The sequence below is a fragment of the Roseovarius roseus genome (genome assembly GCF_043355935.2).
In the GTDB taxonomy this organism is placed as follows: Bacteria; Pseudomonadota; Alphaproteobacteria; order Rhodobacterales; family Rhodobacteraceae; genus Roseovarius; species Roseovarius roseus.
On the sequence record NZ_JBHFPE020000005.1, the window covers coordinates 34379 to 60854 of the forward strand.

Below are 26476 nucleotides of genomic sequence, written 5' to 3' on the forward strand. Positions count from 1 at the left end.
GACCAGCAAAACGGAGGAAATTATGTCCAAAGGACCCTCACGCCGGAATTTCCTGCGCGGCGCCGCCGCCGGAACGGCGCTGATCGCCGGGGGGGCGGCCCGCGCCGCGACACCCGATCCCCTCATCACAGAGGTTCAGCCATGGGCCACCGGATTTGGCGATCCGGTCGATGCGTCGCCCTATGGTCTGCCGATCCGGTTCGAGGATGATGTGATCCGCCGCAATGTCGAATGGCTGACCGCGGACACGATCAGTTCGATCAACTTCACGCCGATCCACGCGCTGGATGGCACGATCACCCCGCAGGGCTGCGCGTTCGAGCGTCATCACTCGGGCGCGATTGAGCTGGCGAAATCGGATTATCGCCTAATGGTCAACGGCCTCGTCGATCGCCCGCTTGTCTTTACCTATGAGGATCTGGAACGCTTCCCGCGCGAGAACCACGTCTATTTCTGCGAATGCGCGGCCAATAGCGGCATGGAATGGGCCGGCGCGCAGCTGAACGGCGCGCAGTTCACCCACGGCATGATCCACAACATGGAATATACCGGCGTGCCCCTGCGCACCATTCTGGAGGAAGCGGGCCTCGATACTGCGGGCGACCTTGCGGACAAGTGGGTCTTTGTCGAGGGCGCGGATGCGTCGTCGAATGGCCGGTCGATCCCTATGGACAAGGCGCTGGATGACTGCCTGATCGCCTTCAAGGCCAATGGCGAGGCGCTGCGCAAGGAGCACGGCTATCCCGTGCGCCTCGTCGTGCCCGGCTGGGAAGGCAACATGTGGGTCAAGTGGATCCGCCGGATCGAGGTCATGGATGGCCCGGTCGAGAGCCGCGAGGAAACCTCGAAATACACCGACACGATGGCCGATGGCTCGTCGCGCAAATGGACGTGGACGATGGACGCGAAATCCGTCGTCACCTCGCCCAGCCCGCAATCGCCCATCCCGCATGGCAAGGGTCCGCTGGTGATCAGCGGCCTTGCGTGGTCCGGCAACGGCGCGATCACCCGCGTGGATGTCTCCAAGGATGGCGGAAAGACGTGGGAAACCGCGCGCCTTGCCAAGCCCGGCGAGGCAAAGGCGCTGACGCGCTTCTACCTTGATACCGAGTGGGACGGCGAGGAGATGCTGCTGCAAAGTCGCGCCATCGATGACACCGGCTATATTCAGCCGACCAAGACACAGCTGCGCGAGGTGCGCGGCCTCAATTCGATCTATCACAACAACGCGATCCAGACGTGGCTGGTCAGCGCGAACGGGGAGGCGGAAAATGTCGAAGTTTCTTAAAATTGCCACGGCGCTGACCCTGTTGGGTACAAGCGCCCAAGCCGAGGGCTTCGGCCTTGGCCGCGAGGCGCTGCCCGAAGAGGTTGCCGCCTGGAATCTGGATGTCAGCCCCGGCGGAGAGGGATTGCCTGCCGGATCCGGCGATGTAGCGACCGGCGAGGAGCTTTTTGTCGCGCAATGCGCCGCGTGTCATGGCGATTTTGCCGAAGGTCTGGGCAACTGGCCCAAGCTGGCGGGCGGTGAAGGGACGCTGGACCACAAGGACCCCGTCAAGACAGTGGGCAGCTATTGGCCCTATCTCTCGACCACGTGGGATTACGTGAACCGCTCGATGCCCTATGGCAATGCGCAGTCGCTCAGCCCCGATGAGGTCTATGCCATCGTCGCCTACATCCTTTATTCCAACTATCTCGTGGAAGATGACTTCGTACTGTCGAACGAGACCTTCGGCGATTTCGAAATGCCGAACGCGGATGGGTTCTTTGTCGATAACCGGCCCGAAACGGAATATGCCAAATGGTCGGGCGAGCCCTGCATGGAAAACTGCAAGGAAAACGTCGAGATCACCATGCGCGCCATGGTCCTTGACGTGACGCCGGGCACTGATGAAGAGGCCAGCGCCGAGGCCGAAGAGGCGACCGAAGAGCAAGCCACAAACACCGTCGAGCCGGCCGCGGAGGAGGCCAAGGAAGAGGCCACCGAAAGCGCCGAGCCCCGCACCGATCTTGCCGAGCCGGACCCCGAGCTGGTGGCCGATGGCGAAAAGGTTTTCCGCCAGTGCAAGGCCTGCCACCAGATCGGTGACGGCGCCAAGAACCGCGTCGGCCCGATCCTGACCGGCATCGTCGGCAAGCCTGCGGGCACGGTCGAGGATTTCCGCTATTCCAAGGCGCTCAAGGGCATGGCCGATGAGGGGCTTGTCTGGGACGAGGAGAACCTCAAGGCGTTTCTCGCCGATCCGAGGGGCTTCATGAAGGGCACCAAGATGGCCTTCGCGGGGCTCCGCAAGGACAAGGACCTCGACGCGATCACCGCCTATCTGGCGAGTCACCCCGAGTGACCCGCCGCGCGCCAGCGTCCTTTGCGGCGCTGGCCGCGCTTCTATTGAGCGGGGCCGCCCAGGCCCAGCCGATTGGCGATGCGGATGCGGGGGCCAAGGTCTTTGACGCCTGCAAGGCGTGCCACCAGGTGGGGCAGGGCGCGCAGGATCGCGTCGGCCCCCACCTCAACGGCATCTTCGGGCGCCGCGCCGCCGCGCATGATGGGTTCCCCTATTCCAAATCCATGGCCCGCGCCGGGGCTGACGGGCTGACCTGGACAGCCGAGACGTTGGACGCCTATATCGAAAACCCCCGCGCCCTGGTCTCGAAAACGCGGATGAGCTTTCGGGGTTTGTCCGATCCGGTCCAGCGGGCCGACCTTCTGGCCTATCTGCGCAGCTTTTCAGCCGATCCCTCGAACCTGCCCGAGGCGCCGCCGACGGCACGCGGCACCGATCATGACCTCGACCCCGCCATTCTGGCGCTTGTCGGCGATCCTGAATATGGCGAATATCTCTCCAGTGAGTGTCTGACCTGCCATCAGGCCGATGGCAGCGCAGAGGGCATCCCGTCGATCACCAATTGGCCGATCGAGGATTTCGTCGTGGCCATGCATGCCTACAAGGCCAAGCTGCGCCCCCATCCGGTGATGCAGATGATGGCGGGCCGCCTGAATGACGAGGAAATCGCGGCACTTGCCGCCTATTTCAAGGAGCTCGATTAACGAGGTCCACACTCTGGGAGGAGAAGACCGATGACATTGACCAGACGCATTTTCTTGGGGACGGGCGCCGCCGCTGCCGCATCGCTTGCCACACCCGCCGTATTGGCGCAGGGCAGTGGCAAACCGCGTGTCGTCGTCATTGGCGGCGGGGCGGGCGGGGCCACCGCCGCGCGCTATATCGCCAAGGATAGCGACGGCGCGATCAACGTGACCCTGGTCGAGCCGTCGCGCAGCTATTTCACCTGCTTCTTCTCGAACCTCTATATCGGCGGTTTCAAGGAGATGGACGATCTGGGCCATACCTATGGTACGCTGGCCGCAAAATACGGGATCAACGTGGTGCATGACTGGGCCGTGGGCGTCGACCGCGACACCAAGACGGTCGCCCTCGCCAGCGGTGCGTCCCTGCCCTATGACAAGCTGATCCTCAGCCCCGGTATCGATTTCGTCGACGGCGCGGTCGAAGGCTGGTCGCTGGCCGCCCAGAACGCGATGCCCCACGCCTACAAGGGCGGCACGCAGGCGGCCCTGCTCAAGGCGCAGATCGAGGCGATGCCAGAAGGCGGCACCTTTGCCATGGTCGCCCCGCCCAACCCCTATCGCTGCCCGCCGGGGCCGTATGAGCGAATTTCGATGGTGGCGCATATGCTGAAGGCGTCCAACCCGACCGCCAAGATCATCGTGGCTGACCCCAAGGCGCAATTCTCCAAGATGGCCCTTTTCCAAGAGGGCTGGCTAAAACATTACTCCGGCATGGTCGACTGGATCGGCGCCGATTTCGGCGGTGGCAACGTATCGGTCGATGCGGATGCCATGACCATCACCATCGACGGCGAGGTCACCGAGGTGGATGCCTGCAACGTCATCCCGGCACAAAAGGCCGGGCATATCGCCGAGATGGCAGGCGTCACCGACGGCGACTGGGTGCCCGTCAATGCCGCCGATCTCAGCAGCAAGGCCGATCCCGACATTCACGTTCTGGGGGATGCGGCGGATCAGGGTGACATGCCCAAATCCGGTTTCGCCGCCAACAGCCAGGCCAAGGTTTGCGGCAACGCCGTGCGCGGCGCCCTGACCGGCTCCAAGGTGTTCCCGGCCAAGTTCACCAATACCTGCTGGTCACTGATCGACACGAATGACGGGGTCAAGGTGGGCGCCACCTACGAGGCGACGGATGAAAAGATCGCCAAGGTCGATGGCTTCATCTCGGAGCCGGGCGAGCCGGCGGACCTGCGCAAGGCCACCTACGAGGAATCCGAAGGCTGGTATGCCGGTATCGTCGCCGATATGTTCAGCTAAGACGCTCGGGTCGCCTCCCCTGGGGGCGGCCCTGAGACCACGGCGCAATTCGGCCCAAGCCTGACATATGTCAAGGTGCGGGCCATCAGGGCATGCTTGAGTGGTGCCCGAACAAGGGAGGAGATCACATGAAACGTTTCATTCTGGCCGGTATTCTGGCCCTCGCCGCAGGGCCGGGCAGCGCGGCGGATCAGGCCGTCACCTATCCTTATGAGGGCAGCTTCGGCGATGCCGCCTTCGCAGTGGAAAACGCCATCATCGGGCGGGGTCTGGTCATCGACTACGTCAGCCACACTGGCGAGATGCTGAACCGCACCGCCGAGGATGTCGGCAGCGACAAGGAGCTGTTCGTCGAGGCCGACATCTTCCTTTTCTGCTCGGCACAGGTGTCGCGTCAGGTGATGGAGGCCGATCCGATGAATATTGCCCATTGCCCCTATGGCATCTTCGTGGCTGATCAGGACGGCGAGGTGATGATCGGCTATCGCACCTATCCCGAGGGGCCGATGCAAGAGGTGCAGGCGCTGCTGGACGAGATCGTCAAGGAGGCGATGAAATAGCGCGCCTCTGCATGGCGGCGGTGCCCGTGCGCGCCGCCGGTTTGCGCTAGAACAAGGTCTCATCGCGCAGGACATGCGATGTCATGACACGCGGGCGTTTCGCCCGTCCTGTTGTCGTAGCCAATGAGAGGGGCTGCCAGATGTTGGACGCATTGCTTGAACGGTTTGGCGACGGGGCCGTGCTGGCCATGGCCGGCGCGCTGGTGGGCGTCATCTTTGGCGCGGCTGCACAGCATTCGCGGTTTTGCCTGCGCGCCGCCTCGGTCGAGGTGGCCGAAGGGCTGTTGGGACCGCGCCTTTATATCTGGCTGATCGCCTTCACCGCCGCTGTGGCGTCGGTGCAGGGGCTGATCGCGATGGGATGGCTGGACGTGTCGGCCTCGCGCCAGATCGCCGCGACGGGCAGCCTCTCGGGCGCCATCATCGGTGGGCTGATGTTCGGCTGCGGCATGATCCTGGCGCGGGGATGCGCCAGTCGTCTGCTCGTGTTGTCAGCCACCGGCAATCTGCGGGCCATCGTGTCTGGACTGGTTCTGACACTGGCCGCGCAAGCTTCACTACGTGGCGTACTGGCGCCGACACGCGAAAATCTCGCCGCGCTCTGGCTGGTCCAGGGGGGCGATACCCGCGATCTGCTGGCGCGGCTGGGCCTCAGCGCCGAGATCGCGGCGATCCTGGCGGGCGCGGCTCTGGCCCTGTCGCTGCTCTTGGCGCGGCGCAACATGGTGCCGCTCAGCCGCGCGCTGGCGGCGGCCATCGTGGGCTTTGCCATCGCCCTCGGCTGGGCCACCACCTACGCCATTTCGCAGGTCTCGTTCGAGGTCGTGCCGATCTCGTCCGTCACCTTTACCGGGCCGTCCACCGATACGCTGATGGGCCTTGTCGACAATACCCGCCTGCCGTGGAGCTTCGGCGTTGGCCTTGTGCCCGGCGTCTTTGCCGGCTCGGGCCTGATGGCGCTGACCACGCGCGAGTTCAGGATCGAGCGGTTCGGGCCCGGCACCCCGATGGAGCAATATATGCTGGGCGCTGTCCTGATGGGATTCGGCAGCATGTTGGCGGGCGGTTGCGCCGTGGGGGCGGGCATGTCCGGCGGCTCGGTCTTTGCCCTCACCGCCTGGGTCGCGATCACCTGTATGTGGATCGGCGCCATGGCAACACACCGCCTCTTGGCCACTGCGCGCCGCGCCGCGCCGATCACTCCGCCGGCTGAATGACCGGCGCGCGCGTCAGTGCGCGGTCCGCCAGCAGCGCGCCCGCCGCGATCGAGGCCAGCGCGACGATGGCCGCAATGCTCAGCATCGACACGCCCGAAAGACCCGCACCGACGGTGCAGCCCCCGGCCAGAACGCCGCCAAAGCCCATCAGCGCGCCGCCCGCCACATAGCGCAGCGTTTCGGGCGCGCCGGAGAAGCTGGCAAAGGCCAGCTCGCCCCGGATCAGCGCCGACAGGAACGCCCCGGCAAAGACGCCGCCAACCATCCCCACGCCGAACCCGGCAGAGATCGAACTGGACGCGACCGTCCAGAACAGCGTGTCGGCCCAGGTCGAGGTAAAGGCCATCGAATCGACCGGCAGCGGATCGAACTCGTCCATCAAAAGCCAGCCGGTCGCGATCCAGCCAAATGTGATGGTCAGGCCGATCACCGCCGCCATCGCCACATGCAAGGGACGCGGGCGCAGGGCCGCGATGGCCGCAACAAGGCCCGCCACCAGTAGCGCGGCCCAAGTCAGCATGCCGCCCGGCAGCTCCGCCAGTGAGACGATGCCGATATCCGTCGTGACCGATCCCAGCGCGACGCGTACCGGCGCAAAGACGCCCTTGAGGGTTGCATGGGCGACCAGCGCAAAGACCAGCAGTACTGTCAGCGCGCGCAAATTGCCCGTGCCGCCCAATACGGTCAGGCGGCTGACGCAGCCGCGCGTGGCCACCATGCCGATGCCAAAGGCCAGCCCGCCGACGACGATCGCCAACAGTGGCAGGTCACTGACCATCAGGCGGTGCGCCGACAGGTCTACCCAGCCCATCCAGATGGCCGCGCTGGTTGCCGCGATCGCGGTGGCAAGGGCGGCGGCCCATGTGCCAAGCGCAGGCGCGCGGTCAGGTCCGGCGACAAGGCCGCGGCGCAGGCAGAAGCGGCTGATCTGGGCAGCGATGCCAAACATCAGTCCCAGCGCCAGCCCCAGAATGAGGCGTGCGCCCTGTGCGTCGACCGGCAGATCGTAGAGTTCAAAAAGCATGACGGATTGGCCCCCAAAGCGAAGCGTGGCAAAGACCTGCCTTATCTCGGCCTTTGCGCCAAAAGGTCAAGCCACGCGGGTCGTAACGCTGTTCTGCCAAGGAGCTGCGCGCCGGAACACTGTTCCAAATAAACCGGGCCGCGCAGATGACCCGCGCGACCCTGTTCTGAAAGACCGGAAATCGGCCCTGATTTTCAGAATTGCTCGAATTCCAACTGCTCGAACACGCGCCCGGCATTCTTGGTGGCAAGCTCCTCGAACGTATCCAGATTGGTGTAGGGAGATTGATCGACGTAATAGGCCTCGGCCAGCCCGCCGCCCTCGTCCAGAACTGCGCTGACCTGCTCGCGCAGGTAGACAAGGTAATCCTTGGTGTAGCGCCGCACCTGGTCCATGTTGGTGGGGTGGCCATGCCCCGGAATGACGTATGTCGCCTCCAGCGGCTCGAAGGCGGTATCCCATGTCTCCAGCCAGTCGGCGGTCATGGTGTCGGGAAAGATCGGCAGCATGCGTTCGTGAAACGCCATGTCACCCGAGATCACGAGGTCCTGATTGGGCAGCCACAGCACTATATCGCCGGGCGAATGGGCGGGGCCCAGATAGCGCGCCTCGATTTTGAAATCGCCCATCTCCACGATATACTCATCCTCGAAGGTCTCGGTCGGCACCTGCACCTCGGTGCCCTCGGCGCGGTCCTTGTTGTAGCCCTGCATGGATTTGAGGATCGCGGGCCCGTGCTTGGACACCACGTCGGCGGCATCGACGTGCGCGACGATGGGCACGCCCTGCTCCGCCCAGTAATTGTTGCCCAGCACCGCGTGGCCCTGTCCGTTCTCGTTGAAGACCAGCTTGACGGGCTGATCGGTCACCACCTTGATCTCGTCATGTAGCGCCTTGGCGAGGCCATAGGACGCGCCGCCGTTCATCACCACCACGCCATCCCCGGTAACGATGAAGCTGAGGTTGTTGTTATGACCCGCATTCTCATAGGTGGGCGGGGCGGTGGCGCCGATGGCGGAAAAGACGCCTGGGATCACCTCCCACGGTTTGTCATAGAGCAGCGAGTCGGGGTATTTATCCGCGATATCCTCGCTGGCATGGGCCGTGCTGGCGGCCGCCAGCAGTATGAAGGGTAGAGTCCAGCGCATCATGCATCCTCCGCCGCGAAGTGATAGTTTTCGCCGTCCCGCTCGACCCGGCCCAGCCCGCCATGCGGCAGGTGAAAGCCCAGAAGCGTGATGTCATCCGTCGCCAGCTGATCCAGCAGCCGCATTCGCGTCTTGATCCCCAGATCGGTGTCCTGATCAGCGCCGCTGGGCCAATCGGGCCGCGCGAAGGCCACATGGCCGTTGCCGATGGCGTCGCCGCCCACCATCAGCGCGTTTGATCCGTTGCGGATCTCGAAGGACATATGGCCGGGCGTGTGGCCGGGCGTGGAATGCGCCATGACCCCCGGCAGGATCTCCTGACCATCGTTGAAAAACCCGATGCGTTCCTCGATGGCGGCCAGCCGCCGCGCCGCGCCCACGGCAAAGGACGCCCGCGCCTCGCCGATGGTGCTGACGGTGTTGGGATCGGTCCAGTAATCCCATTCGGCCTGCCCGATCATCAACTCGGCGTTTGAGAAGATCGGCTCGTCGAAATCGTCGAGAATGCCCCAGAGGTGATCGGGGTGGGCGTGTGTAAAGACGACATGCGTGATGTCCTCGGGCGCCAGGCCCTCGGCCTCGAGGCTGCTTTGCAGCTTGCCCGCGCTGGGCATGAACGCGGGGCCGGAGCCCGCATCGAAGAGAATTGTCTTGTCGCCTTGCCGCAGCAGCGTCAGATTGCAGGGCGGCTCGAGCTGGTCACGCGGGACGTTGTAGCGCGACAGGATCAGGTCCAGCTCGCTCTCGGGCAGACCCTCGAACGCGAATTCGGGTGGCAACACCAGATGCCCGTCGCTCAGCGCGACCACTTCGGCCTCGCCCAGGCGAATCGCCGTGCGCGCCAGCGACAGCGAGGGCACACCACTCAGCGCCAGGGCGCCCAGCCCGGTCAGAACAGTTCTTCTATCCATATCCATGCTATTTCCTCCCACGGAAACAAATTCCATTTAGTGAATATCGCATCAGGGCGGGAATAAGTGCAACACTTGGCTCAGCCGCGCTGCAGCACCGGGGCGGGAGGGCGCCGAAGACGTCTTTGACCTTACTCGTTGCCAAGATGCCTCTCACATGCTTATTTTTCGATGTGTTGCGGCGGGCAGGCATGCCCGGCGAGAAATTCAACCGGACATGTCCGCGTCTTTGCGGGCCTGCGCCGGAAAACAGGGATGATGGTCGAACGTGAAAATCGGTGTTCCGAGGGAGATCCTCGACGGGGAAGCGCGCGTCGCAATGACGCCCGACAGCGCGGTGCAACTGCAGAAACTTGGCTATGACTGCGCGATCGAGAGCGGCGCGGGCCGGCTGGCCGGCTTTGACGATGCCGCTTACAAGGCCGCGGGCGTCGAGGTGGTCAAGACCGCCGCCGCCCTCTGGAAGGCCGCCGATATCGTGGCCAAGGTGCGCCCCCCGACGGGGACCGAGTTGAAACGCCTGCGCAAGGATCAGACGCTGATCACCTTCTTCAACCCCGGCAGCAACGACGAGGGTATGGAGGCGGCGCGCAAATCAGGCGCCAGCGTCATCGCGATGGAAATGGTTCCGCGCATCAGCCGCGCGCAGAAGATGGACGCGCTGTCGTCCATGGCCAATATCGCGGGCTATCGCGCGGTGATCGAGGCGGGCGGCAATTTCGGCCGCTTCTTCACCGGCCAAATCACGGCTGCGGGCAAGGTTCCGCCCGCGAAGGTGCTGGTCATCGGCGCTGGCGTCGCGGGCCTGGCCGCGATCGGCACGTCCACGTCGCTGGGCGCGGTCACGCTGGCCTTCGACGTGCGCCCCGAAGTGGCCGAGCAGGTCGAGAGCATGGGCGCAGAATTCGTCTATCTCGATTTCGAGGAAGCAGCTGACGGCTCCGAGACAGGCGGCTATGCCTCCGTTTCCAGCCCCGAGTTCCGCGAGGCGCAACTTGCCAAATTCCGCGAGCTGGCGCCCGAGGTGGATATCGTCATCACCACGGCCCTCATTCCCAACCGCGAGGCGCCCGAGCTGTGGACCGAGGATATGGTCAAGGCGATGAAGCCCGGCTCGGTCATCGTGGATCTGGCCGCCGAGAAGGGCGGCAACTGCAAGCTGACGGTGATGGACGAAAAGATCGTCACCGACAATGGCGTCACGATCATCGGCTATACCGATTTTCCCAGCCGCATGGCGGCGCAGGCCTCCAGCCTCTATGCCACCAATATCCGCCACATGATGGCCGACCTGACCCCCGAGAAGGACGGCAACCCCGTGCATGACATGGAGGATGACGTCATTCGCGGCGCCACCGTGGTCCACGCGGGCGAGATCACCTATCCGCCCCCGCCGCCCAAGATCAAGGCTATCGCGGCCAAGCCGAAACAGAGCACTCCTCCGGCCCCGACCGCAGAGGAGAAGAAGGCGCAGGAGCTGGCCCTCTTCAAGAAACAGACCAAGACACAGGCCATCCTCCTGGGCGTCGGTGCGGCGATCATTCTAGTGGTCGGGCTCGTGGCCCCCGCAAGCTTCATGAGCCATTTCATCGTCTTCGCACTGGCCTGTTTCGTCGGCTTTTCGGTGATCTGGGGCGTGTCGCATTCGCTGCACACGCCGCTGATGGCGATCACCAACGCGATTTCGTCGATCATCATCCTTGGCGCGCTGATGCAGATCGGATCCGGCTCGTTCCTGGTGATCGTGCTGGCAGCGCTTTCGGTCTTCATGGCGGGGATCAACATTTTCGGCGGGTTCCTCGTCACGCGGCGCATGCTTGCCATGTTCCAGAAATCCTGAAGGGGCACACGCTATGGAATACGGATTCACAACGGCCGCCTATGTGGTGGCGGCAGTCCTCTTCATCCTGTCACTGGGCGGGCTGTCGGGACAGGAAAGCGCCAAGCGCGCGGTCTGGTATGGCATCATCGGCATGGCGCTGGCGGTACTCGCCACGCTGATCGGCCCCGGCACGGGCCTGTGGCTGCTCTCGCTGCTGCTGATCGCGGGCGGCGGCGCCATCGGCGTGGTCGTCGCCAAGCGGGTGCAGATGACGGAGATGCCACAGCTTGTGGCGGCGATGCACAGCCTTGTCGGTCTTGCTGCGGTTTTCGTTGGCATGATCGCGCATTTCGAGATCGGGCGCGTGATGGCCTCTTTTGCGGAGGCGGGTCTTGCGTATCCGCGGATGACCCCTGACGGATCGCTGACGGCATCGCAGATCGCAGATCATGCCGCCGCCGCGAGCGAACTTACCGCGAGTTTCGGCACATTTGCCGCGCTCATCGCCAAGAAGACGGCGGTCGAGCTGAACATCCTGCGCGTCGAGTTGTTCCTTGGTGTCTTCATCGGTGCGGTGACATTCACCGGCTCGGTCGTGGCCTATGGCAAGCTGGCCGGGCGCGTGTCCTCGGCGGCGAAAAAGCTGCCGGGTGGTCATATGCTGAACGCGGGCGCGGCGGCGATATCGCTGATCTGCCTGATCTGGTATTTCAACACCGGCGGGTTCTTCCCGCTGCTGGTGATGACACTACTGGCCGGGTTTATCGGTTATCACCTGATCATGGGGATCGGCGGCGCCGACATGCCCGTGGTCGTGTCGATGCTGAACTCTTATTCGGGCTGGGCGGCGGCGGCAATCGGCTTCAGCCTGGGCAATGATCTGTTGATCGTGGTCGGTGCGCTCGTCGGCTCGTCCGGTGCGATTCTCTCCTACATCATGTGCAAGGCGATGAACCGCTCTTTCATCTCGGTCATCCTTGGCGGCTTTGGGGGCACCACTGGCCCCGCGATGGAGGTCGAGGGCGAGCAGGTGGCTATCGACGAGACGGGCGTCGCGGCGGCGCTGAACGAGGCGTCGAGCATCGTGATCGTGCCGGGCTATGGCATGGCCGTGGCGCAGGCGCAGGGCGCAGTGTCCGATCTGGTCACCAAGCTGCGGGCCAAGGGCAAGAATGTGCGCTTTGCCATTCACCCCGTCGCGGGCCGTCTGCCAGGGCATATGAACGTCCTTCTGGCCGAGGCCAAGGTGCCTTATGACATCGTTCTTGAGATGGACGAGATCAACGACGATCTGAAGGATACCGACGTCGTGATCGTCATCGGCTCGAACGATATCGTGAATCCGGCGGCGCAGGATGACCCCAACTCGCCCATCGCGGGAATGCCCGTGCTGCGCGTCTGGGAGGCGGGTCAGGTCTTCGTGTCCAAGCGGGGGCAGGGCACCGGGTATTCCGGTATCGAGAACCCGCTGTTCTACAAGGACAACACCCGCATGTTCTACGGTGATGCCAAGGCGTCGATAACGTCGCTCCTGCCGCTGATCGACTGACCGCTCGCGCGGCCTTCGGGCCGCGCCGCCCGCGATTACCGATCTGTATAGCGCCCGCCATAAGGCGGTGAGGGGCGCGGCGATATCCGGCAGGGTAACCCCCTGCCGGAGACCGCCAGTGCCATCAGCTGAAATCGCGTTGCCTGCCGCGCGCAAAACCATGCCCAACAACGCGCGCCGGTTTGCGGGCAGGGATCTGGCCCTTACACAGACCCATATCCGGGCCCTCTGGGCCACGCTGGGCGCGTTCCTCATCGTTCGCCTCGTTGCCATGGTGACGCTTCCCTTCACCGACACGACCGAGTCGCGCTATGCCGAAATGACCCGCAAGATGGTCGAGACGGGCAATTGGCTCACGCCGCAGGACGGCTACGGCGTGCCCTTCTGGGGCAAACCGCCCCTCAACACATGGATGGCGGCCGGCGGCATGGAGCTTTTCGGCGTCAATGAATTCGCCGCCCGCCTGCCGATCCTATTGGCCTCACTCGTCATTCTCGTACTGGTCTTTATCTGGGTGCGGGGCATCGCGGGGCGCAATACGGCACTGGTTTCGGTGGCCGTCCTCTTCTCGACCGTGGCGTTTTTCGGCGCATCGGCCTTCGTGATGACGGATATCCCGATGGCCCTCGGCACGACATTGGTGATGGTCGCGTTCTGGAAGGTTGTTTGCGGCGCGGCCACGGATCGCGGCTGGGGCTATGGGGTGTTTCTTGGGCTCGCCATCGGCATGCTGGCCAAGGGGCCGGTGGCCGTGGTCATCTGCCTGATCCCGCTATTCTTGTGGCTGACCCTGCGCCTTGACTGGGGCCTTTTGCGCCGCTTGCCGTGGGTCAAGGGCAGCGCGCTCTTGCTGGCGCTGACGGTGCCCTGGTACGCGGCCGCCGAATGGGCGACGCCGGGCTTTTTGCGCTATTTCCTGATCGGCGAGCATATCGAGCGGTTTCTGGTGCCGGGCTGGCCGGGGGACCTCTATGGCGGGGGCCATGACGAGGCCAAGGGCATGATCTGGATCTTCTGGACCGGCACGATCCGGCCTTGGAGCTATGTCGCGCTTCTGCCGCTTTTGTGGAATGCGCGCGGCGCCGTCCGTGCGGTGCGCGCCGATGGCTCGGGCTGGATGCTCTATCTCTTTCTCTGGGCCATTGCGCCGATGATCCTCTTTACCTTCGCATCCAACATCCTGCCGGCCTACACGATTCCGGGCCTGCCCGCGTCGGTGGTGCTGATGGTGGTTCTCTATTCCTGCCTATGGGGGGCGGAGCCGGGCAAGTGGCGCCGCGCGCTTTTCGTGGGCAGCGCGGGTGTCTCGCTTGTCTTTTTTGCGGGCGCGTCGATCCTTGCCGCCACATCGCCTGACATGCTGCGCCTCAAGACGCACAAGGCGCTGGTGGCCGAAGCGAGTGCACGCGTGCCCGGCGCCCCGCTCTACCGGATCGGGCAGCGCAGCTTTTCCTCGGAATACTACACCGGCGGCGCGGTGCACCTGATCTCGGTAGATGAGCTGGCCGCGCTGGACGCAGATGGCCCCATCGCGCTGTCGGTGCCGGACAGATATGTGGACGAGGTTGCGGCGCTTGACTATCAGCGCATCGGCGGATTTGGACGGGGCAACACCCTCTTCGTGTCAGGCGATGCCAACCGCTGAACCCTTGGGAAAGGTCACGCAGACCCGCAACCCCGGCGCATTGTCCGACAGCGTAATCTGCGCATCGTGCAGCCTGCAGATCGCCTTGATCAGCGGCAGGCCCAGCCCGTGCCCCTCGGTCGTGCGGCTCTTGTCGATGCGGTAGAACCGGCGAAACACCTTCTCGGCCTCGTCCTCGGGGATCCCCGGACCGTCATCCGCCACGCACAGCACCGGGCCATCTGCACCTGCCTCAAGCGTGATGTGAAAGGTCGCGCCCGGCGGGCAGTGGCGGATGGCATTTTCGATCAGGTTCGACATCAGCTGGCCCAGTAGGGCCGCATCACCGCGCACGGGCACCGGCGCGTCGGGGACAGCGGAGATCAACACCTGACCGGCATCCTCGGCCACGGGCTGATAGATCTCGGCCACGTCGCGGGCAATGGCGCCCAGATCCGCAAGGGCGAAATGGCCGTGCTGCGTGCCCGATTCGATCTGCGCGATCCGCAGCAGGGCGCGGAATGTCTCGATCAGATCCTCGGTTTCCTTCAAGGCGGCGGCCAGGTCTTCGTCCTCGGGGCGAGTGTCTTGAATCCTCTCCAGCCGCTGGCGCAGGCGCTGCAGCGGCGTGCGCAGGTCATGGGCGATATCCGTCGCGATCTGCTTCTGGCTTTCCAGCAGGGTCTGCAACTGATCCAGCGCGGCGTTCACGGCGCCCGAGACGCGGGACAGATCGTCCATGTCCCCAGGCGAGGCGGGTATGCGCCGCGCCAGCGCCCCGCGCGAGACGTCGTCCAGCGTGTCGATGATGCGGCCGATCCGCCGCTCGGTCCGCTCGCCCACGAACCTGCCGATGATCAGCCCGGCCGAGATGATCAGGATGTATCCCGCAACCAGCGCGATGCTGAGCGCCTCCATCACCTCGGCGATCACATGATCGCCGGTGCCCTGAACCAGTGTATAGGGCCCGATCCGGTCGATCCGGATCCAGTAGCCCGAAACCTCGTAATCGGGCGCGGCATCAAGCGCCATCTCGTCAACTGGCAGGTAGCCGCCCGTGTGCTCCTTGCCAAGGTCGATCACCGTTCCGGCCAGATGCACCCCCTCCGGGCCGCGCAGCTGATAGATCCGCTCGTTCTCGAAGTTGAACTCGCTCAGCATCTCGATGCGCCCGATCAGACCCCCGGTGCCGCTCGCGTCATGGATCTGGCTCAGCACCGCCGCATCCGCCCTCATGCGGTCCTCGATCCAGTCGTGCACCTCGTATTGCGTCATCCAGTAGGCGCCGAAAAACATCAGCGCCGAGAGGATCGCGTAGAGAAAGGCGAATTGCAGCGACAGTCGGATCGAAGTCCGGCCCAGATCCAGATCTGCGCGCCGACGCTCAGGCATGAAGGCTATACCCCGAGCCACGGACCGTGTGGATCAGACTGGTCTCGAAGGGCTTGTCGATCTTGTTGCGCAGGCGGCTGATATGCGTCTCGACCACATTGGTGCGCGGATCGAAATGGAAATCCCACACCGCCTCCAGCAACATGGTGCGGGTCAGCACCTTGCCGGCGTTGCGCAGCAGATAGACCAGCAGTCGATATTCGCGCGGTTGCAGCGCGATGGGCTGGCCCGCGCGGCTGACGGAATGGCGCACAAGGTCCAGCTCCAGATCGGCAAGGCGCATCACCGTTTCCTCAAGCTGCATCGGCGGGCGGCGCATCAGCGCGGCGATGCGGGCATGCAGCTCGGAAAAGGCGAAGGGCTTGATGAGATAGTCATCCGCGCCCGCCTCCAGCCCTTCGACCCGGTCATTGAGGCCGCCCATGGCGCTGAGGATGATGATCGGCGTGGGCACATCGGCGATGCGGATGGATTTGACCAGCGACAGACCGTCCAGCTTTGGCAGCATCCGGTCGATGACCATCACGTCGAAATCGTTGTCGAGCGCCTGCAGATAGCCCTCCTTGCCATCCGCTACGTGCAGGGGCACATGCCCTTCAGCGGCAAGGCTGGAGCAGATGTAATCAGCTGTCTCGATATCGTCCTCGACCACCAGGATACGCATGATCGCCTCGTCCTCATCGCTGTGTTGCGTCTGTCTATTGCAATCGGTCCGAGTTTACCCTGCGAATATCCGATTGTTGCCAAATCGTATAGTTTCGATCAGCCCCGCGCGTAGCGCCCCGCGATAGGACGGCCCAAACGCCACCGTCCCGGAGCAGGCCGATGATCCATCCCGTATCGCCGATCGCCCTTGTGCATCCTCGAAAAGATGTCGCTAGGTCCCCCGATCTGTCCTTTGTCATCCCCGCCCACAATGAGGCGGGCAACATTGCCGAGACGATTGCCCGCGTCCATGCCGAGGCTGTTCGGCTGGGCCAGAGCCACGAGATCCTGATCGTGGATGACGGCAGCACGGATGCCACCTGCGAGACGGCGATTGCGATGGCCGGGGATGCGCCCGTGCGCGTGCTGCGCCTGTCGCGGAATTTCGGCAAGGAGCAGGCCATCATGGCCGGGCTGGGGCGTGCATCGGGGGCGGCGGTGGTCATCCTCGACGCCGACCTGCAAGAGCCGATCAGCCATCTTGGCCCGATGTTGGCGCAATATCGCGCGGGGTTCGAGATGGTCTATGCCACCCGCGCCCACCGCGAGGACGAACCGCGCGCCAAGCGGACCTTCACCCGCCTGTTCTACGGGCTGCTGGGCCTTGGCAACAAGGTGCACATCCCGCCCGATGCGCGCGATTTTCGCCTGATGGACCGCCGCGTCGTCGATGCGCTTTGCTCCCTGCCCGAGCGTGACCGCTTCATGAAAGGGCTCTACGGCTGGGTCGGCTTCCGCTCGGTCGCCGTGCCGATCGAACTGGCGCCGCGCCGGAGCGGCAGCTCGAAATTCGGCTTTGCCGGACTTTTTCGCCTGGCGTTGACGGGCCTCACCTCCTTCACCGACTGGCCGCTGCGGATGTGGACCGGCATCGGCATGGGCATCGCGGCCCTGTCTATCCTCTATGGCCTCTGGATCACGCTGCGCACGATCCTGTTCGGCGTGGACGTGCAGGGCTGGTCGACACTGGTGGTCGCGGTCTGCCTGCTGGGCGGGGTTCAGCTGATCTCGATCGGGGTTCTGGGCGAATATCTCAGCCGCGTCTTCATCGAGGTCAAGGGCCGCCCGGGCTTCATCATCGCAGAGGAAATCGCCAGCAATACGGTGCCGCGCTGATGCTGGGACAGCTTGCGCGCTTTGCGCTGATCGGGGGGGCGGCGACGTTGATCCATTTGCTGGTCGGCGTGACGCTGATCCATGCGGGCTGGGCGCCGGTCATCGCGAATGCGGCTGCGTTCTGCATCGCGTTCTTCGTCAGCTTTGCGGGCCATTTCGGCTATACCTTCTGTCCCGAAGGCCCCTCGATGGCGCGCTCTCTGACGCGCTTTGCGGTCACGGCGCTCGCCGCCTTCGTCGCGAATGAGGCGATATTGGCAGCGCTTCTGGCGCGTCATGCCCTGCCGCCCAGCGCCGCCCTTGTCACCTCGACGGGCGTTGTCGCCTGCGGCAGTTTCGCGCTCTGCCGGGCCTGGGCCTTTGCCCCGTCCCGGCCCGACGCGATACCGTCCGGCGGTTTGTGGGGGCGGGCCTTCGGCCTCTGGGCGATGCGGCCCACGATACCCGGCCTGCTTCTGGTGATCGTGGCGAATATCTGGATGCTGGCCATGTTCAGCACCTCTTTCTGGCAGCGCGCCTACGACCTTTTCGGTGACCGGCCTGCCCTGCTTGCCCTCTTCGGGATCGGCATCTGGGCCTTCACGATGATCTACGTGCTGGTCTTCACCAATCGCTGGCTGCTCAAACCCTTTCTGATCGCCAACATCCTGATCGCAGCCGGGGCCTCCTACTACCACGAAAATATGGGCATCATCATCGACCGCGAGATGATCCAGAACATCCTCGGGACCACCGCCAACGAATCCCGCAGCCTCTTTACCGCCGCCTACCTGGAATACATGGCCGCCGATGCGCTGCTGCCCTCGTTGTTGATTGCAATGGTGCGGGTGTCGCACCCGCCTTTCGGGGTCGCGGTGCGACGCCATCTTGGGCTACTGTCGGTCTGCGTGCTGATCTTTGGGGGCGCGGCGTACAGCCAGTATCAGGTCTTTTCCTTCGGCGTGAAGCAATCGCCGGGGATGCGCCAGATCCTGCATCCTGAATCAACGGTTCAGAGCCTGCTGCAATATGCCCAGATGAAATGGCGCGCGCGGTCGCTGGAGTTCACGAGGATCGGCCTCGACGCGCAGAAGGGACCGGCCCTGCGCCGTGCCATGCGCCCCGTGCTGGCCGTGCTTGTCATCGGCGAGACGCTGAGCGACCAGAATTGGGGCCTGAGCGGCTATGCCCGGGACACCGCCCCCGAGCTGGCACAGCGCGACATCCTGCCGATTGCGGGCGTGCAGTCCTGCGGCACGTCCACGGCCATCTCGATCCCCTGCATGTTCTCCAGATATCCGCGGCAGGAGTTCACGCCCGAGGCGGCTGGCGCGCAGGAAAACCTTTTGGACGTGCTGAAACGTGCGGGATACGATGTGGAATGGATGGATGGGAATACCGGCGACATGGGCGTCGCCGCGCGCATTCCCTACCAGAATTTCAACCGCGCCGACGACGCCGAGTTTTGCCAGGGCGGTGAGTGCAACGACGGCATCTTGTTGAAAAAGCTTAGGGCGCGCGCGGCGAGCATCACGCGCGACACGGTGATCGTGCTGCACCAGATCGGCAATCACGGCCCCGCCTATTTCGAGCGCTATCCCCAAGGCTTCGCGCGTTTCCTGCCAGATTGCCGCGAGGCCGATCTGGCGGCCTGCGCACCTGAGGAAATCGTCAACGCCTATGACAATGCGGCCGCCTATACCGATCTGCAACTGGCCCGGACCATCGACTGGCTGGCGGATAGCTCCGACCTGGACACGGCGCTGCTCTATGTCTCGGATCATGGTGAATCGCTGGGCGAAAGCGGTCTGTTCCTGCACGCCGCGCCCTACTGGATCGCCCCCGCCACGCAAAAGACGGTGCCGATGGTCGTCTGGATGTCAGAGCGGTTTCAGGCTGACATGCAGCTGGGGTATGACTGCGCGGATGCGCCCGGCCAAGGCGCGATCTCGCATGACAACTTCTTTCATTCCGTCCTTGGGATGTTGAATGTCGAAACCGCCGAGCGGGACCCGACCCTCGATATCTTTGCATCCTGCACGAGTGCCCAGCAGATTGCCACGCGATGACGCGCGGTGGGTGATCGTCCCGGCCTGATCTTGGGTCAGCCGACCATGGTCACATCGAAGAGCTTGCCCACCAGTGCCGTGGCCGCCATCGCGGCGCCGCCCCAGAACATCACGCGCAGGGCGCCCCGGCCCAGGCTGGCCCCGCCCGCCTTGGCGCCCAGGGCGCCCAGAATCGCCAGCAGGAAGATCGTCGCGACCGACACGTAAAGGCCGATCTGGTCCATCGGCACGAAAGGCACCATCGCCAGAGGCGGCGCCGCCCCAAGGGAAAAGCTGAGCGCCGAGGCGAAGGCCGCCAGCAGCGGTTGCGCCGAAGCCACCTCGGTTATGCCCAGCTCTTCGCGCGCGTGGGCGTCCAGCGCGTCATGCGCGGTCAGCTCTTCGGCGACCTGCAGCGCAGTCTGCGTGCTGACGCCCCGCGCGGTGAATGTCGCGGCCAGTTCCCGCAGTTCTTCCTTGGGGTTCGCGGCCAGCTCGCGGCGCTCGATCGCCAGATCGGCCTTCTCGGTATCCGCCTGCGAGCTGACCGAGACATATTCGCCCGCCGCCATCGACATCGCGCCGGCCACAAGGCCGGCGGTTCCGGCCAGAAGGACTTCGGTCACGCTGCCTGCGGCGGCGGCCACGCCGACGATAATGCTGGCCGTCGAGACGATGCCGTCATTCGCCCCCAGAACCGCGGCGCGCAGCCAGCCGATCCGCGAGACGTTGTGGTGTTCGATATGGGCTGCGCTCATGATGCGTCCTCGCTCGGGTTTGGCGGCGTGTCTTCTGCCAGCAGTTCTTCCAGAAGGACACTGAAGAGTTGCGCGCGCCCGTCAACACGCGCCTTGGCATAGATCCGCGCGGATTGCGCCCTGATCGTGCCCGCCGCGGTCCCGCGAAACCCGGCAATCGCTTCGTTGTCAAAGCCCTTGAGGATCAGCAGGGCGACGTCCTTTTCGGACGGCGTCAAATCCCACTCGTCAAAGAAAGTCTCGATGATCTGCGACATCTCGCCCCGCGCCGCGCGCAATCCGCGGTCCATCTGCTCGAGCCGGGTCATCACGCCGCGTAGTTCGATCATCATGAAGACGACGCCAAAGATCAGCGCCACCGTCGCGATGGCCTCGATCTTCAGATGGATGTCGCCGTGAAACCCCCGGCGCAGATCCGCGATGATGTCACTGGCGAAAAAGGCGGCGCAAAGCGATTGCACCAGAATGATGACGGCGAGCGATATCGCCCGCCGTCGGTCTTTTGCTGGTAGGGAGTGCCTGCCTGTCATTCCACCAGTCTATCATCGGGAATGCGCTTGCGCCCGTGAAACATTGCCTTCACCAGCGGCACGCCCGAGCGCCAGGTATCAAAGATGACGCCAGCGATATGGGCCGCGATCGAGGCCAGCAACCAGCCATAGGCAAGCTCGTGCAGCTCTTCGACCCATTCGATCCCGAAAAACCGGACGGTGCCCATCATGTAGCCGGTCACGCCTAGGGCCAACACCGTTGCCCAGATATTGTAGACCATCAAGGCACCCAGCGGGTTATGCGACAGATGCACCGTCCGGTCGCCGCCGCGCATTCCTTGCACGTGGCGCAGCGCGCGCCGCGGGCTGGGCGGAAAGGCCGAGAACCTCGCAAATCGCGTGCCGACAAGGCCCCACATCATCCGGACCGCCACCAGTGCAATGATCGTGTACCCGGCCCAGAGGTGTATCTGGCTGTCATGCTCCACGATGGCCGCGTTGATCAGCACCATAAGCACGACGGTCCAGTGAATCAGGCGAACAAGCGGATCCCAGACCAGGATGTCGCGGGCGCCCCTTTGCCCGCGACTTTTGGTTTTGCCTGTTTGCACGGCCTGCATCAGTTGTCGTCGATCTTGGTGACTTCGCCGGATGCAGCATCGACGTAGATCTCGCTCATCTTGCTGCCCATGACGGCATAGGCTTCGATCTTGCCGTCCTCCATCTCTACCTTGCGGACGTCATAGCCCATCTCGGTGAGGCTGGCTTTCACCTCGTCCATCGTGGTGCCCAAAGTGGCGCCTTGGGTGACCTCTTCGGCCAGAACGGGGGCGGCGATGATCATGGTGAGAGCGATCAGAAATTTACGCATTGGATAGTCCTTTCGGGGTTAATGTGCCATCATGGCGGTGCTGGTTATGTGCGCGCCGACTTGGGCCGCGTGTAGTGGCCGGGGGCTTATGCCCGGCGGGATAAGCGCGGGCGTATGCAGCCTTTCGGGGCCTTTTTGGAACGGCATTATCCGTCCTCCAGATGCAGGATCAGCCCTAGCGCCAGCATCGCACCGGCGGCGGGCGGCGCCCATGCAGCGATCAGGATGGGCAACTGCCCATTCTCGCCCAGAACCAGCGCAAAGTTCCGGATGAAATAGAGCGCAAAGCCGGATAGCACCGCGAAGAGCACCATCAGGCCGGTATGGCCCGACCGGGCATGGCGCATCGTGAACGCGGCCCCGATCAGCACCATCGTGGCAAGGAAAAGGGGGCGCGCCAGTTCGGTCTGCAGCCAGACGAGGGCGCGGCGCGTCGAAAATCCCGCGCGGCTGAGCTGTGCGATATAGGCCGGCATGTTCCAGAACGAGACCGAGGCCGGCGTGCCCAGCGAGGCGGCAATACGCTCTTTGGTCAAGGTGGTCGGAATGCGCATCACGTCATATCGGCGATAGGCGGCTTCGGGGTTGACCGTGTCGGCCAAGGGCCAGTCCTTGGCGCCGCTCAGCTCCCAATACCCTGCGCCCAGCCGGGCCGTGCGCGCGCCGATCCGCTCGACCGGCTTGCCGTTTCTGTCGAACATCAGGAACGTGACGGTCTCGAATTCGGTCCCGTCGGAATTGGCCGAGTCCGCGTGGATCACCGCCTGCCCCTCTTCGGTGCCCTGCCGCAACCAGAGGCCATCCGCGCTGAGCGAAAAGCTGTTTTGCTCGCCGCTGCGATACCGCGCGCTCAGCTTGTCATACCGGCCGGATGCGCCGGTCACGAGCGGGTTGATCACCGTCACGACCAGCGCGCCGATCAGCAGCGATATCGCGATCGGTGCGATCAGCACCCGCAGCGCGGACCAGCCCAGCGCGCGCGTGACTACCAGCTCGGAGGACCGCGCCAGCCGGAGGAACAGCGCAAGCGACGACAGGATCATGATCAGCGGCATGAACTCATAAAGCGTCTCCGGCGTGCTCAGCAGGACAAGCTCGAGCATGCCGCCAAACCCCAAGCCCGTGCCGGTATAGCGCCCGACCTGGTTCATCAGGTCGATCAGCGCCAGAATCGCGGCAATGGTGACCAACACCCCCAGAAAGGTCGTTAGAAACCTGCGGGCAAAGTAGCGATGCAACCTCATTTCGGCCGCGCCCGCTGTTCGCAATGGCCGCGCATCGACCGCGCGCTGGATGTTGGAAACATGCCCACCTCATAGAGTTTTGAGATGATGCTTGAGGCCCCGCGACTGACTCGAACGTGGCGGCACCTATACCATTTGGCAATATCGCGGGCCGTATGCGCGCAGAAGCAATTCTGGGCCTGATTTTATGGGCTCAGCGAGGAAGGTTATCGCCTAGCCGCCAGGCAGGCAGTAGGATGCGATGCGCTTGCGCAGGAAATCCTGCATCCGGACACCCCCCTGCGCGAGCGGGTGATCGCGCGAGGTGATCATCGCCGTTTCGTGCCGGACCAGTGGCGCGAAGGGGCGCCAGACAACACCGTCATTCAACGGCGCGCGCGCGTTGATCGGGTCGACTATGGCCAGCCCGCCCCCCGCCGCAACCATGCCGCGCGCAATAGCGTAGTAGTAGCTGAAGGCGCGGTAGCGCAGGGGCATGCCCGCCTCGACCATCAGGCGTTTCAGCTGACGGTCCGTAACGTGATCGCCATTGACCCCGACCATGCCGCGCCCTGCCAGATGCGCGGGACTGATGACCTTCTGTGCGGTCAACTCGTCGCCCTCTTGCATGATGCACACACATTCCATGCCGAATACCTCAGCCTGAAGCCCGGCGACCGGCACCGGCGTGTCGATCAGCCCGATATCGACCTGGCCACTGGCCGTCCAGTCGGCGATCTGGCGCGAGGAGTGTACACGCAGCGCGACATGGGTGCCGGGATGCTTGGCCTGAAAATCCGCGATGATCTGGGGCAGGAAATTCATCGCCAGCGCGCCATTGGTTGCAATGCTCAGCCCGCCTGCCCAGCCCTGGCGGATGTCATCGGCGCGCTGCTCGACGCGGGCCAAAGCCATCAGGCCCTGGCTGATTTCGTCGCGCAACTGCATGGCCTCTCCGGTCGGGGCAAAGAACCCGCGGTTGCGGTGAAAGAGGCGAAAGCCCAACTCCTCCTCCAGATTGCCGAGCGCGATGCTGACGGCGGGCTGGGTCAGGTTAAGACGTTGCGCAGCGTTGCTGACGGACCCGGCTTCGAACATGGCGTTGAAGACTTCGAGATGGCGAATTTTAAGGGCCATGAGCGGTACGGTGCCTCGCCTAATATAAGTAAATCGAAATTAAATATTTCGCATATTAAATTGCTAAATTCAACGGCTGTTCCTAACGTTGGTCGGATCGACGGGCCCAAGGAACGACACAGCATGAATGCTACTGAGAATCTGTGGATGCCGAATTGGTCCGCCAGCTCCTACTGGCTGGACGGGCTGAACGCGCCCGAGGTGTCGGCGGGCGATCTGCCGCGCGAGGTGGATGTCGTCATCGTCGGGTCGGGCTACACCGGCCTCAATGCCGCGATCGAGACGGCGCGCGGCGGACGCAGCACGCTGGTGCTGGAGGCCGAGACGCCGGGTTGGGGCTGTAGCAGTCGCAATGGGGGGCAGATCAGCACCTCGATCAAGCCGACGCTGGAAAAACTGGCAGCGCGCCACGGGATGGAGCGCGCGCGGGCGATCCGCGCCGAGGGACGCTCGGCGCTCGAGTGGATGGGCGAGCGCATCGAGGCCGAGAACATCGATTGCGATTTCCGCCGGGCCGGGCGGTTTCACGCGGCACACACGCCGGCTGCCTATGAGGAGCTTGCCCGCGATGCCGAGGTGCTGCGCCGCACGGAACGCATCGAGGTCGAAATGATCCCCCGCGCCGAGCAGCGCCGCGAGTTGGGCACCGACGCCTATCATGGCGCCGCGCTTTTCCCGGCCCATGCGGCGGTGAACCCGGCGCGTTACGTCCATGGCCTGATCCGTAGCGCGACTGGCGCGGGCGCGCAAATCATGGGGCAGACGCCGGTAACGGGCATCACCTCGGGCCCCACGGGGCATGAGGTGCGCACCCCCTGCGGCGTAGTGCGCGCGCGCGACGTGATCGTGGCGACCAACGGCTATACCACGGGCGTGACGCCTTGGCAGCAGCGCCGCGTCATTCCCATCGGCAGCTACATCATCGCGACCGAGCCGCTGGATAAGGACCTGATGGATCGGCTCTTCCCGACCGACCGGATCGCCAGCGACACCTGCAAGGTGGTCTATTATTACCGCGCCTCGCCGGATCGCACGCGTATCCTTTTCGGAGGCCGGGTCTCGGCTGGCGAGACGGATACGACGGTCAGCGGCCCGCGCCTGCACAAGGATATGTGCCGAATCTTCCCCGAGTTGAGCGGCACCCGCATCAGCCATAGCTGGATGGGCACCGTTGCCTATACCTTTGACGAGCTGGCCCATACCGGCACCCATGACGGCGTGCACTACGCGATGGGCTATTGCGGCTCGGGCGTGTCGATGGCCAGCTATCTGGGCATGCGCCTGGGGCAAAAGGTGCTGGGCCTGGCCGACGGGCGCACGGCCTTTGACGATCTGCCCTTTCCGACGCGGCCCTTCTATACCGGGCGGCCCTGGTTCCTGCCTGCTGCCGTGGCCTGGTATCGCTGGAACGACGCGCGACAAAGGGACCGCGCCATGGCAGGATAAAACGAACCCCAAAGGCCACCGGAATACCGGGGCCATTCAACCAACAGAGGAGAGAAAGATGAAACTCAAGATCGCATTGACCGTGGCGGCGGGCCTGATGGCCACGACCGCATTGGCGCAAGGCAAGGAGCTGACCGTGGCCAGCTGGGGCGGCTCCTACCAGGAGGCGCAGAGCAAGGCCCTCTTTGAGCCCTATGAGGCGGCGACCGGCAACACCGTCAAACAAGAGACCTATGGCGGCATGTCCGACGTGCGCCTGCAGGTCTCCTCGGGGCAGGTGACGCTGGATGTCGTCGCCAGCGGATCGGGATCGGCGGCGCGCGCCGGGGCCGAGGGCCTGCTGGAGCCGCTGGATTATGACGTGATCGACGTCAGCAGTTTCCCCGAGGAATTCTATAGCGAGTACTGCGTGGGCGGTGACGTCTTCTCGGTCGTGCCCGCGTTCTCGACAGCGAAGTTCGGCGAGGACGGCCCGCGCGGCTGGGCCGATTTCTGGGATACCGAGAAATTCCCCGGCTCCCGTGCCTATCGCGGCACCGTTTCGGGCGCTTTGGAGCCTGCGATGCTGGCGCTGGGCGTGGCCCCCGAGGATGTCTATGCCGAGCTGAGCAGCGAGGAGGGCATCGAGCGCGCGCTGGACAAGATCCGCGAGCTGAAGCCGAATATCGCCGTTTTCTGGACCTCGGGCGCGCAGCATGCGCAGCTGATGAAGGATGGCGAGGTGGATATGTCGACCGGCTGGAACGGGCGGTTCGACAATGCCAAGGCGGATGGCGCCGAGGTGTCCTATTTCTATGATCAGGGTCTGCTTGATTACGACTGCTTCGCCATTCCCAAGGGCGCGCCCAACAAGGACCTGGCGATGGAGTTCATCGCCGAGATCTCGAAGGCCGAGTATCAGGACGATCTGCCCAAATACATCACCTACGGCCCGACCAACTCGGACGCCTATGATACCGGCGAGATCAGCGCCGAAGTTGCGGCGACCCTGCCGTCGGCGCCCGAGAACATGGACAAGCAGCTGGCCATTTCGCTGGAATGGTATGCCGAATGGGAGCAGATCGCGGCTGAGATGTATCAAGAGATGCTGACCGAGTAAGCGAC

24 protein-coding genes are annotated in these 26476 nt (G+C 64.1%); 13 read left to right on the plus strand and 11 right to left on the minus strand.

The window, feature by feature from the left end; translation table 11 throughout:
- Positions 1-22: 22 nt before the first annotated feature.
- The 6 genes from soxC to ACEWPL_RS10215 all read left to right on the plus strand — a co-directional run bounded on the left by soxC (position 23) and on the right by ACEWPL_RS10215 (position 6128).
- Positions 23-1288 (plus strand): sulfite dehydrogenase, encoded by a 1266-nt coding sequence (gene soxC, locus ACEWPL_RS10190; RefSeq protein ID WP_393934431.1) that lies wholly within the window; start codon positions 23-25, stop codon positions 1286-1288.
- On the plus strand, positions 1272-2348 hold the full coding sequence (locus ACEWPL_RS10195) for a c-type cytochrome (protein ID WP_393934430.1): 1077 nt from the start codon (positions 1272-1274) through the stop codon (positions 2346-2348). The genes soxC and ACEWPL_RS10195 overlap by 17 nt, the downstream gene beginning before the upstream one ends.
- Positions 2345-3052 carry a c-type cytochrome gene (locus ACEWPL_RS10200; protein WP_393934429.1) on the plus strand — a complete coding sequence of 236 codons (708 nt, stop codon included), beginning with the start codon at positions 2345-2347 and terminating at the stop codon, positions 3050-3052. The genes ACEWPL_RS10195 and ACEWPL_RS10200 overlap by 4 nt, the downstream gene beginning before the upstream one ends.
- Before the next feature lie 30 nt (positions 3053-3082).
- The gene (locus tag ACEWPL_RS10205) at positions 3083-4351 is read left to right on the plus strand and encodes an FCSD flavin-binding domain-containing protein (RefSeq protein ID WP_393934428.1); all 1269 of its coding nucleotides are present in this window, start codon (positions 3083-3085) and stop codon (positions 4349-4351) included.
- 128 nt (positions 4352-4479) lie between these two features.
- On the plus strand, positions 4480-4911 hold the full coding sequence (locus ACEWPL_RS10210; protein ID WP_393934427.1) for a DUF302 domain-containing protein: 432 nt from the start codon (positions 4480-4482) through the stop codon (positions 4909-4911).
- A gap of 140 nt (positions 4912-5051) precedes the next feature.
- Entirely contained in the window at positions 5052-6128 is a 1077-nt protein-coding gene (locus ACEWPL_RS10215) for a YeeE/YedE family protein (RefSeq protein WP_393934426.1), read from the plus strand.
- Here the strand turns inward: ACEWPL_RS10215 and ACEWPL_RS10220 are convergent.
- From ACEWPL_RS10220 to ACEWPL_RS10230, 3 genes are all read right to left on the minus strand, one after another.
- Entirely contained in the window at positions 6109-7152 is a 1044-nt protein-coding gene (locus ACEWPL_RS10220) for a YeeE/YedE family protein (RefSeq protein WP_393934425.1), read from the minus strand. The genes ACEWPL_RS10215 and ACEWPL_RS10220 overlap by 20 nt on opposite strands.
- A 194-nt stretch (positions 7153-7346) precedes the next feature.
- A complete protein-coding gene (locus ACEWPL_RS10225; protein ID WP_393934424.1) occupies positions 7347-8303 on the minus strand; it encodes an MBL fold metallo-hydrolase in 957 nt (318 codons plus the stop codon).
- Positions 8300-9217 (minus strand): MBL fold metallo-hydrolase, encoded by a 918-nt coding sequence (locus ACEWPL_RS10230; protein ID WP_393934423.1) that lies wholly within the window; start codon positions 9215-9217, stop codon positions 8300-8302. The genes ACEWPL_RS10225 and ACEWPL_RS10230 overlap by 4 nt, the downstream gene beginning before the upstream one ends.
- 262 nt (positions 9218-9479) lie before the next feature.
- Here ACEWPL_RS10230 and ACEWPL_RS10235 point away from each other — a divergent pair, with 262 nt between their 5' ends.
- The 3 genes from ACEWPL_RS10235 to ACEWPL_RS10245 all read left to right on the plus strand — a co-directional run bounded on the left by ACEWPL_RS10235 (position 9480) and on the right by ACEWPL_RS10245 (position 14227).
- A complete protein-coding gene (locus tag ACEWPL_RS10235) occupies positions 9480-11051 on the plus strand; it encodes a Re/Si-specific NAD(P)(+) transhydrogenase subunit alpha (protein WP_393934422.1) in 1572 nt (523 codons plus the stop codon).
- Positions 11052-11064: 13 nt separating this feature from the next.
- Positions 11065-12582, plus strand: a complete 1518-nt coding sequence (locus tag ACEWPL_RS10240; protein ID WP_393934421.1) for an NAD(P)(+) transhydrogenase (Re/Si-specific) subunit beta — start codon at positions 11065-11067, stop codon at positions 12580-12582.
- A 118-nt stretch (positions 12583-12700) separates the two neighbouring features.
- The gene (locus ACEWPL_RS10245) at positions 12701-14227 is read left to right on the plus strand and encodes an ArnT family glycosyltransferase (RefSeq protein ID WP_393934420.1); all 1527 of its coding nucleotides are present in this window, start codon (positions 12701-12703) and stop codon (positions 14225-14227) included.
- Here ACEWPL_RS10245 and ACEWPL_RS10250 read toward each other — a convergent pair.
- Positions 14207-15598, minus strand: coding sequence for a sensor histidine kinase (locus tag ACEWPL_RS10250; RefSeq protein ID WP_393934419.1), 1392 nt, complete (start codon positions 15596-15598; stop codon positions 14207-14209). The two genes, ACEWPL_RS10245 and ACEWPL_RS10250, sit on opposite strands and share 21 nt — an antisense overlap.
- Complete coding sequence (locus ACEWPL_RS10255) at positions 15591-16262, minus strand: winged helix-turn-helix domain-containing protein (RefSeq protein ID WP_393934418.1); 672 nt, start codon at positions 16260-16262, stop codon at positions 15591-15593. Before ACEWPL_RS10255 ends, ACEWPL_RS10250 begins: the two co-directional genes overlap by 8 nt.
- A gap of 161 nt (positions 16263-16423) precedes the next feature.
- Here ACEWPL_RS10255 and ACEWPL_RS10260 point away from each other — a divergent pair, with 161 nt between their 5' ends.
- Positions 16424-17419 carry a glycosyltransferase family 2 protein gene (locus ACEWPL_RS10260; protein WP_393934417.1) on the plus strand — a complete coding sequence of 332 codons (996 nt, stop codon included), beginning with the start codon at positions 16424-16426 and terminating at the stop codon, positions 17417-17419.
- The gene (locus ACEWPL_RS10265) at positions 17419-19467 is read left to right on the plus strand and encodes a sulfatase-like hydrolase/transferase (RefSeq protein WP_393934416.1); all 2049 of its coding nucleotides are present in this window, start codon (positions 17419-17421) and stop codon (positions 19465-19467) included. Before ACEWPL_RS10260 ends, ACEWPL_RS10265 begins: the two co-directional genes overlap by 1 nt.
- A gap of 35 nt (positions 19468-19502) precedes the next feature.
- Here ACEWPL_RS10265 and ACEWPL_RS10270 read toward each other — a convergent pair whose 3' ends face one another.
- From ACEWPL_RS10270 to ACEWPL_RS10295, 6 genes are all read right to left on the minus strand, one after another.
- Positions 19503-20204: a VIT1/CCC1 transporter family protein gene (locus ACEWPL_RS10270; protein WP_393934415.1), complete on the minus strand. Its 702-nt coding sequence runs from the start codon at positions 20202-20204 to the stop codon at positions 19503-19505.
- Positions 20201-20734: a helix-turn-helix transcriptional regulator gene (locus ACEWPL_RS10275; protein ID WP_393934414.1), complete on the minus strand. Its 534-nt coding sequence runs from the start codon at positions 20732-20734 to the stop codon at positions 20201-20203. Before ACEWPL_RS10275 ends, ACEWPL_RS10270 begins: the two co-directional genes overlap by 4 nt.
- Positions 20731-21306: a cytochrome b/b6 domain-containing protein gene (locus ACEWPL_RS10280; protein WP_393934413.1), complete on the minus strand. Its 576-nt coding sequence runs from the start codon at positions 21304-21306 to the stop codon at positions 20731-20733. The genes ACEWPL_RS10275 and ACEWPL_RS10280 overlap by 4 nt, the downstream gene beginning before the upstream one ends.
- 8 nt (positions 21307-21314) lie before the next feature.
- On the minus strand, positions 21315-21566 hold the full coding sequence (locus ACEWPL_RS10285; RefSeq protein WP_393934412.1) for a PepSY domain-containing protein: 252 nt from the start codon (positions 21564-21566) through the stop codon (positions 21315-21317).
- Positions 21567-21712: 146 nt separating this feature from the next.
- Positions 21713-22810 carry an LPS export ABC transporter permease LptG gene (gene lptG, locus ACEWPL_RS10290; RefSeq protein ID WP_393934411.1) on the minus strand — a complete coding sequence of 366 codons (1098 nt, stop codon included), beginning with the start codon at positions 22808-22810 and terminating at the stop codon, positions 21713-21715.
- 213 nt (positions 22811-23023) lie between these two features.
- Complete coding sequence (locus ACEWPL_RS10295; RefSeq protein ID WP_393934410.1) at positions 23024-23926, minus strand: LysR family transcriptional regulator; 903 nt, start codon at positions 23924-23926, stop codon at positions 23024-23026.
- A gap of 123 nt (positions 23927-24049) precedes the next feature.
- Here ACEWPL_RS10295 and ACEWPL_RS10300 point away from each other — a divergent pair, with 123 nt between their 5' ends.
- Together ACEWPL_RS10300 and ACEWPL_RS10305 are read left to right on the plus strand one after the other, a co-directional pair.
- Positions 24050-25372 (plus strand): NAD(P)/FAD-dependent oxidoreductase, encoded by a 1323-nt coding sequence (locus ACEWPL_RS10300; protein WP_393934409.1) that lies wholly within the window; start codon positions 24050-24052, stop codon positions 25370-25372.
- A gap of 58 nt (positions 25373-25430) precedes the next feature.
- A complete protein-coding gene (locus ACEWPL_RS10305; protein WP_393934408.1) occupies positions 25431-26471 on the plus strand; it encodes an ABC transporter substrate-binding protein in 1041 nt (346 codons plus the stop codon).
- The last annotated feature ends 5 nt before the right edge of the window (positions 26472-26476 follow it).

What these genes read in the sequence shown, in the direction of transcription:
- soxC (WP_393934431.1), top strand. Translation starts at nt 23, where the DNA reads ATGTCCAAAGGACCCTCACGCCGGAATTTCCTGCGCGGCGCCGCCGCC.
- ACEWPL_RS10195 (WP_393934430.1), top strand. Translation starts at nt 1,272, where the DNA reads ATGTCGAAGTTTCTTAAAATTGCCACGGCGCTGACCCTGTTGGGTACA.
- ACEWPL_RS10205 (WP_393934428.1), top strand. Translation starts at nt 3,083, where the DNA reads ATGACATTGACCAGACGCATTTTCTTGGGGACGGGCGCCGCCGCTGCC.
- ACEWPL_RS10210 (WP_393934427.1), top strand. Translation starts at nt 4,480, where the DNA reads ATGAAACGTTTCATTCTGGCCGGTATTCTGGCCCTCGCCGCAGGGCCG.
- ACEWPL_RS10215 (WP_393934426.1), top strand. Translation starts at nt 5,052, where the DNA reads ATGTTGGACGCATTGCTTGAACGGTTTGGCGACGGGGCCGTGCTGGCC.
- ACEWPL_RS10220 (WP_393934425.1), bottom strand. Translation starts at nt 7,152, where the DNA reads ATGCTTTTTGAACTCTACGATCTGCCGGTCGACGCACAGGGCGCACGC.
- ACEWPL_RS10225 (WP_393934424.1), bottom strand. Translation starts at nt 8,303, where the DNA reads ATGATGCGCTGGACTCTACCCTTCATACTGCTGGCGGCCGCCAGCACG.
- ACEWPL_RS10230 (WP_393934423.1), bottom strand. Translation starts at nt 9,217, where the DNA reads ATGGATATGGATAGAAGAACTGTTCTGACCGGGCTGGGCGCCCTGGCG.
- ACEWPL_RS10240 (WP_393934421.1), top strand. Translation starts at nt 11,065, where the DNA reads ATGGAATACGGATTCACAACGGCCGCCTATGTGGTGGCGGCAGTCCTC.
- ACEWPL_RS10250 (WP_393934419.1), bottom strand. Translation starts at nt 15,598, where the DNA reads ATGCCTGAGCGTCGGCGCGCAGATCTGGATCTGGGCCGGACTTCGATC.
- ACEWPL_RS10255 (WP_393934418.1), bottom strand. Translation starts at nt 16,262, where the DNA reads ATGCGTATCCTGGTGGTCGAGGACGATATCGAGACAGCTGATTACATC.
- ACEWPL_RS10260 (WP_393934417.1), top strand. Translation starts at nt 16,424, where the DNA reads ATGATCCATCCCGTATCGCCGATCGCCCTTGTGCATCCTCGAAAAGAT.
- ACEWPL_RS10265 (WP_393934416.1), top strand. Translation starts at nt 17,419, where the DNA reads ATGCTGGGACAGCTTGCGCGCTTTGCGCTGATCGGGGGGGCGGCGACG.
- ACEWPL_RS10270 (WP_393934415.1), bottom strand. Translation starts at nt 20,204, where the DNA reads ATGAGCGCAGCCCATATCGAACACCACAACGTCTCGCGGATCGGCTGG.
- ACEWPL_RS10275 (WP_393934414.1), bottom strand. Translation starts at nt 20,734, where the DNA reads ATGACAGGCAGGCACTCCCTACCAGCAAAAGACCGACGGCGGGCGATA.
- ACEWPL_RS10285 (WP_393934412.1), bottom strand. Translation starts at nt 21,566, where the DNA reads ATGCGTAAATTTCTGATCGCTCTCACCATGATCATCGCCGCCCCCGTT.
- lptG (WP_393934411.1), bottom strand. Translation starts at nt 22,810, where the DNA reads ATGAGGTTGCATCGCTACTTTGCCCGCAGGTTTCTAACGACCTTTCTG.
- ACEWPL_RS10295 (WP_393934410.1), bottom strand. Translation starts at nt 23,926, where the DNA reads ATGGCCCTTAAAATTCGCCATCTCGAAGTCTTCAACGCCATGTTCGAA.
- ACEWPL_RS10300 (WP_393934409.1), top strand. Translation starts at nt 24,050, where the DNA reads ATGAATGCTACTGAGAATCTGTGGATGCCGAATTGGTCCGCCAGCTCC.
- ACEWPL_RS10305 (WP_393934408.1), top strand. Translation starts at nt 25,431, where the DNA reads ATGAAACTCAAGATCGCATTGACCGTGGCGGCGGGCCTGATGGCCACG.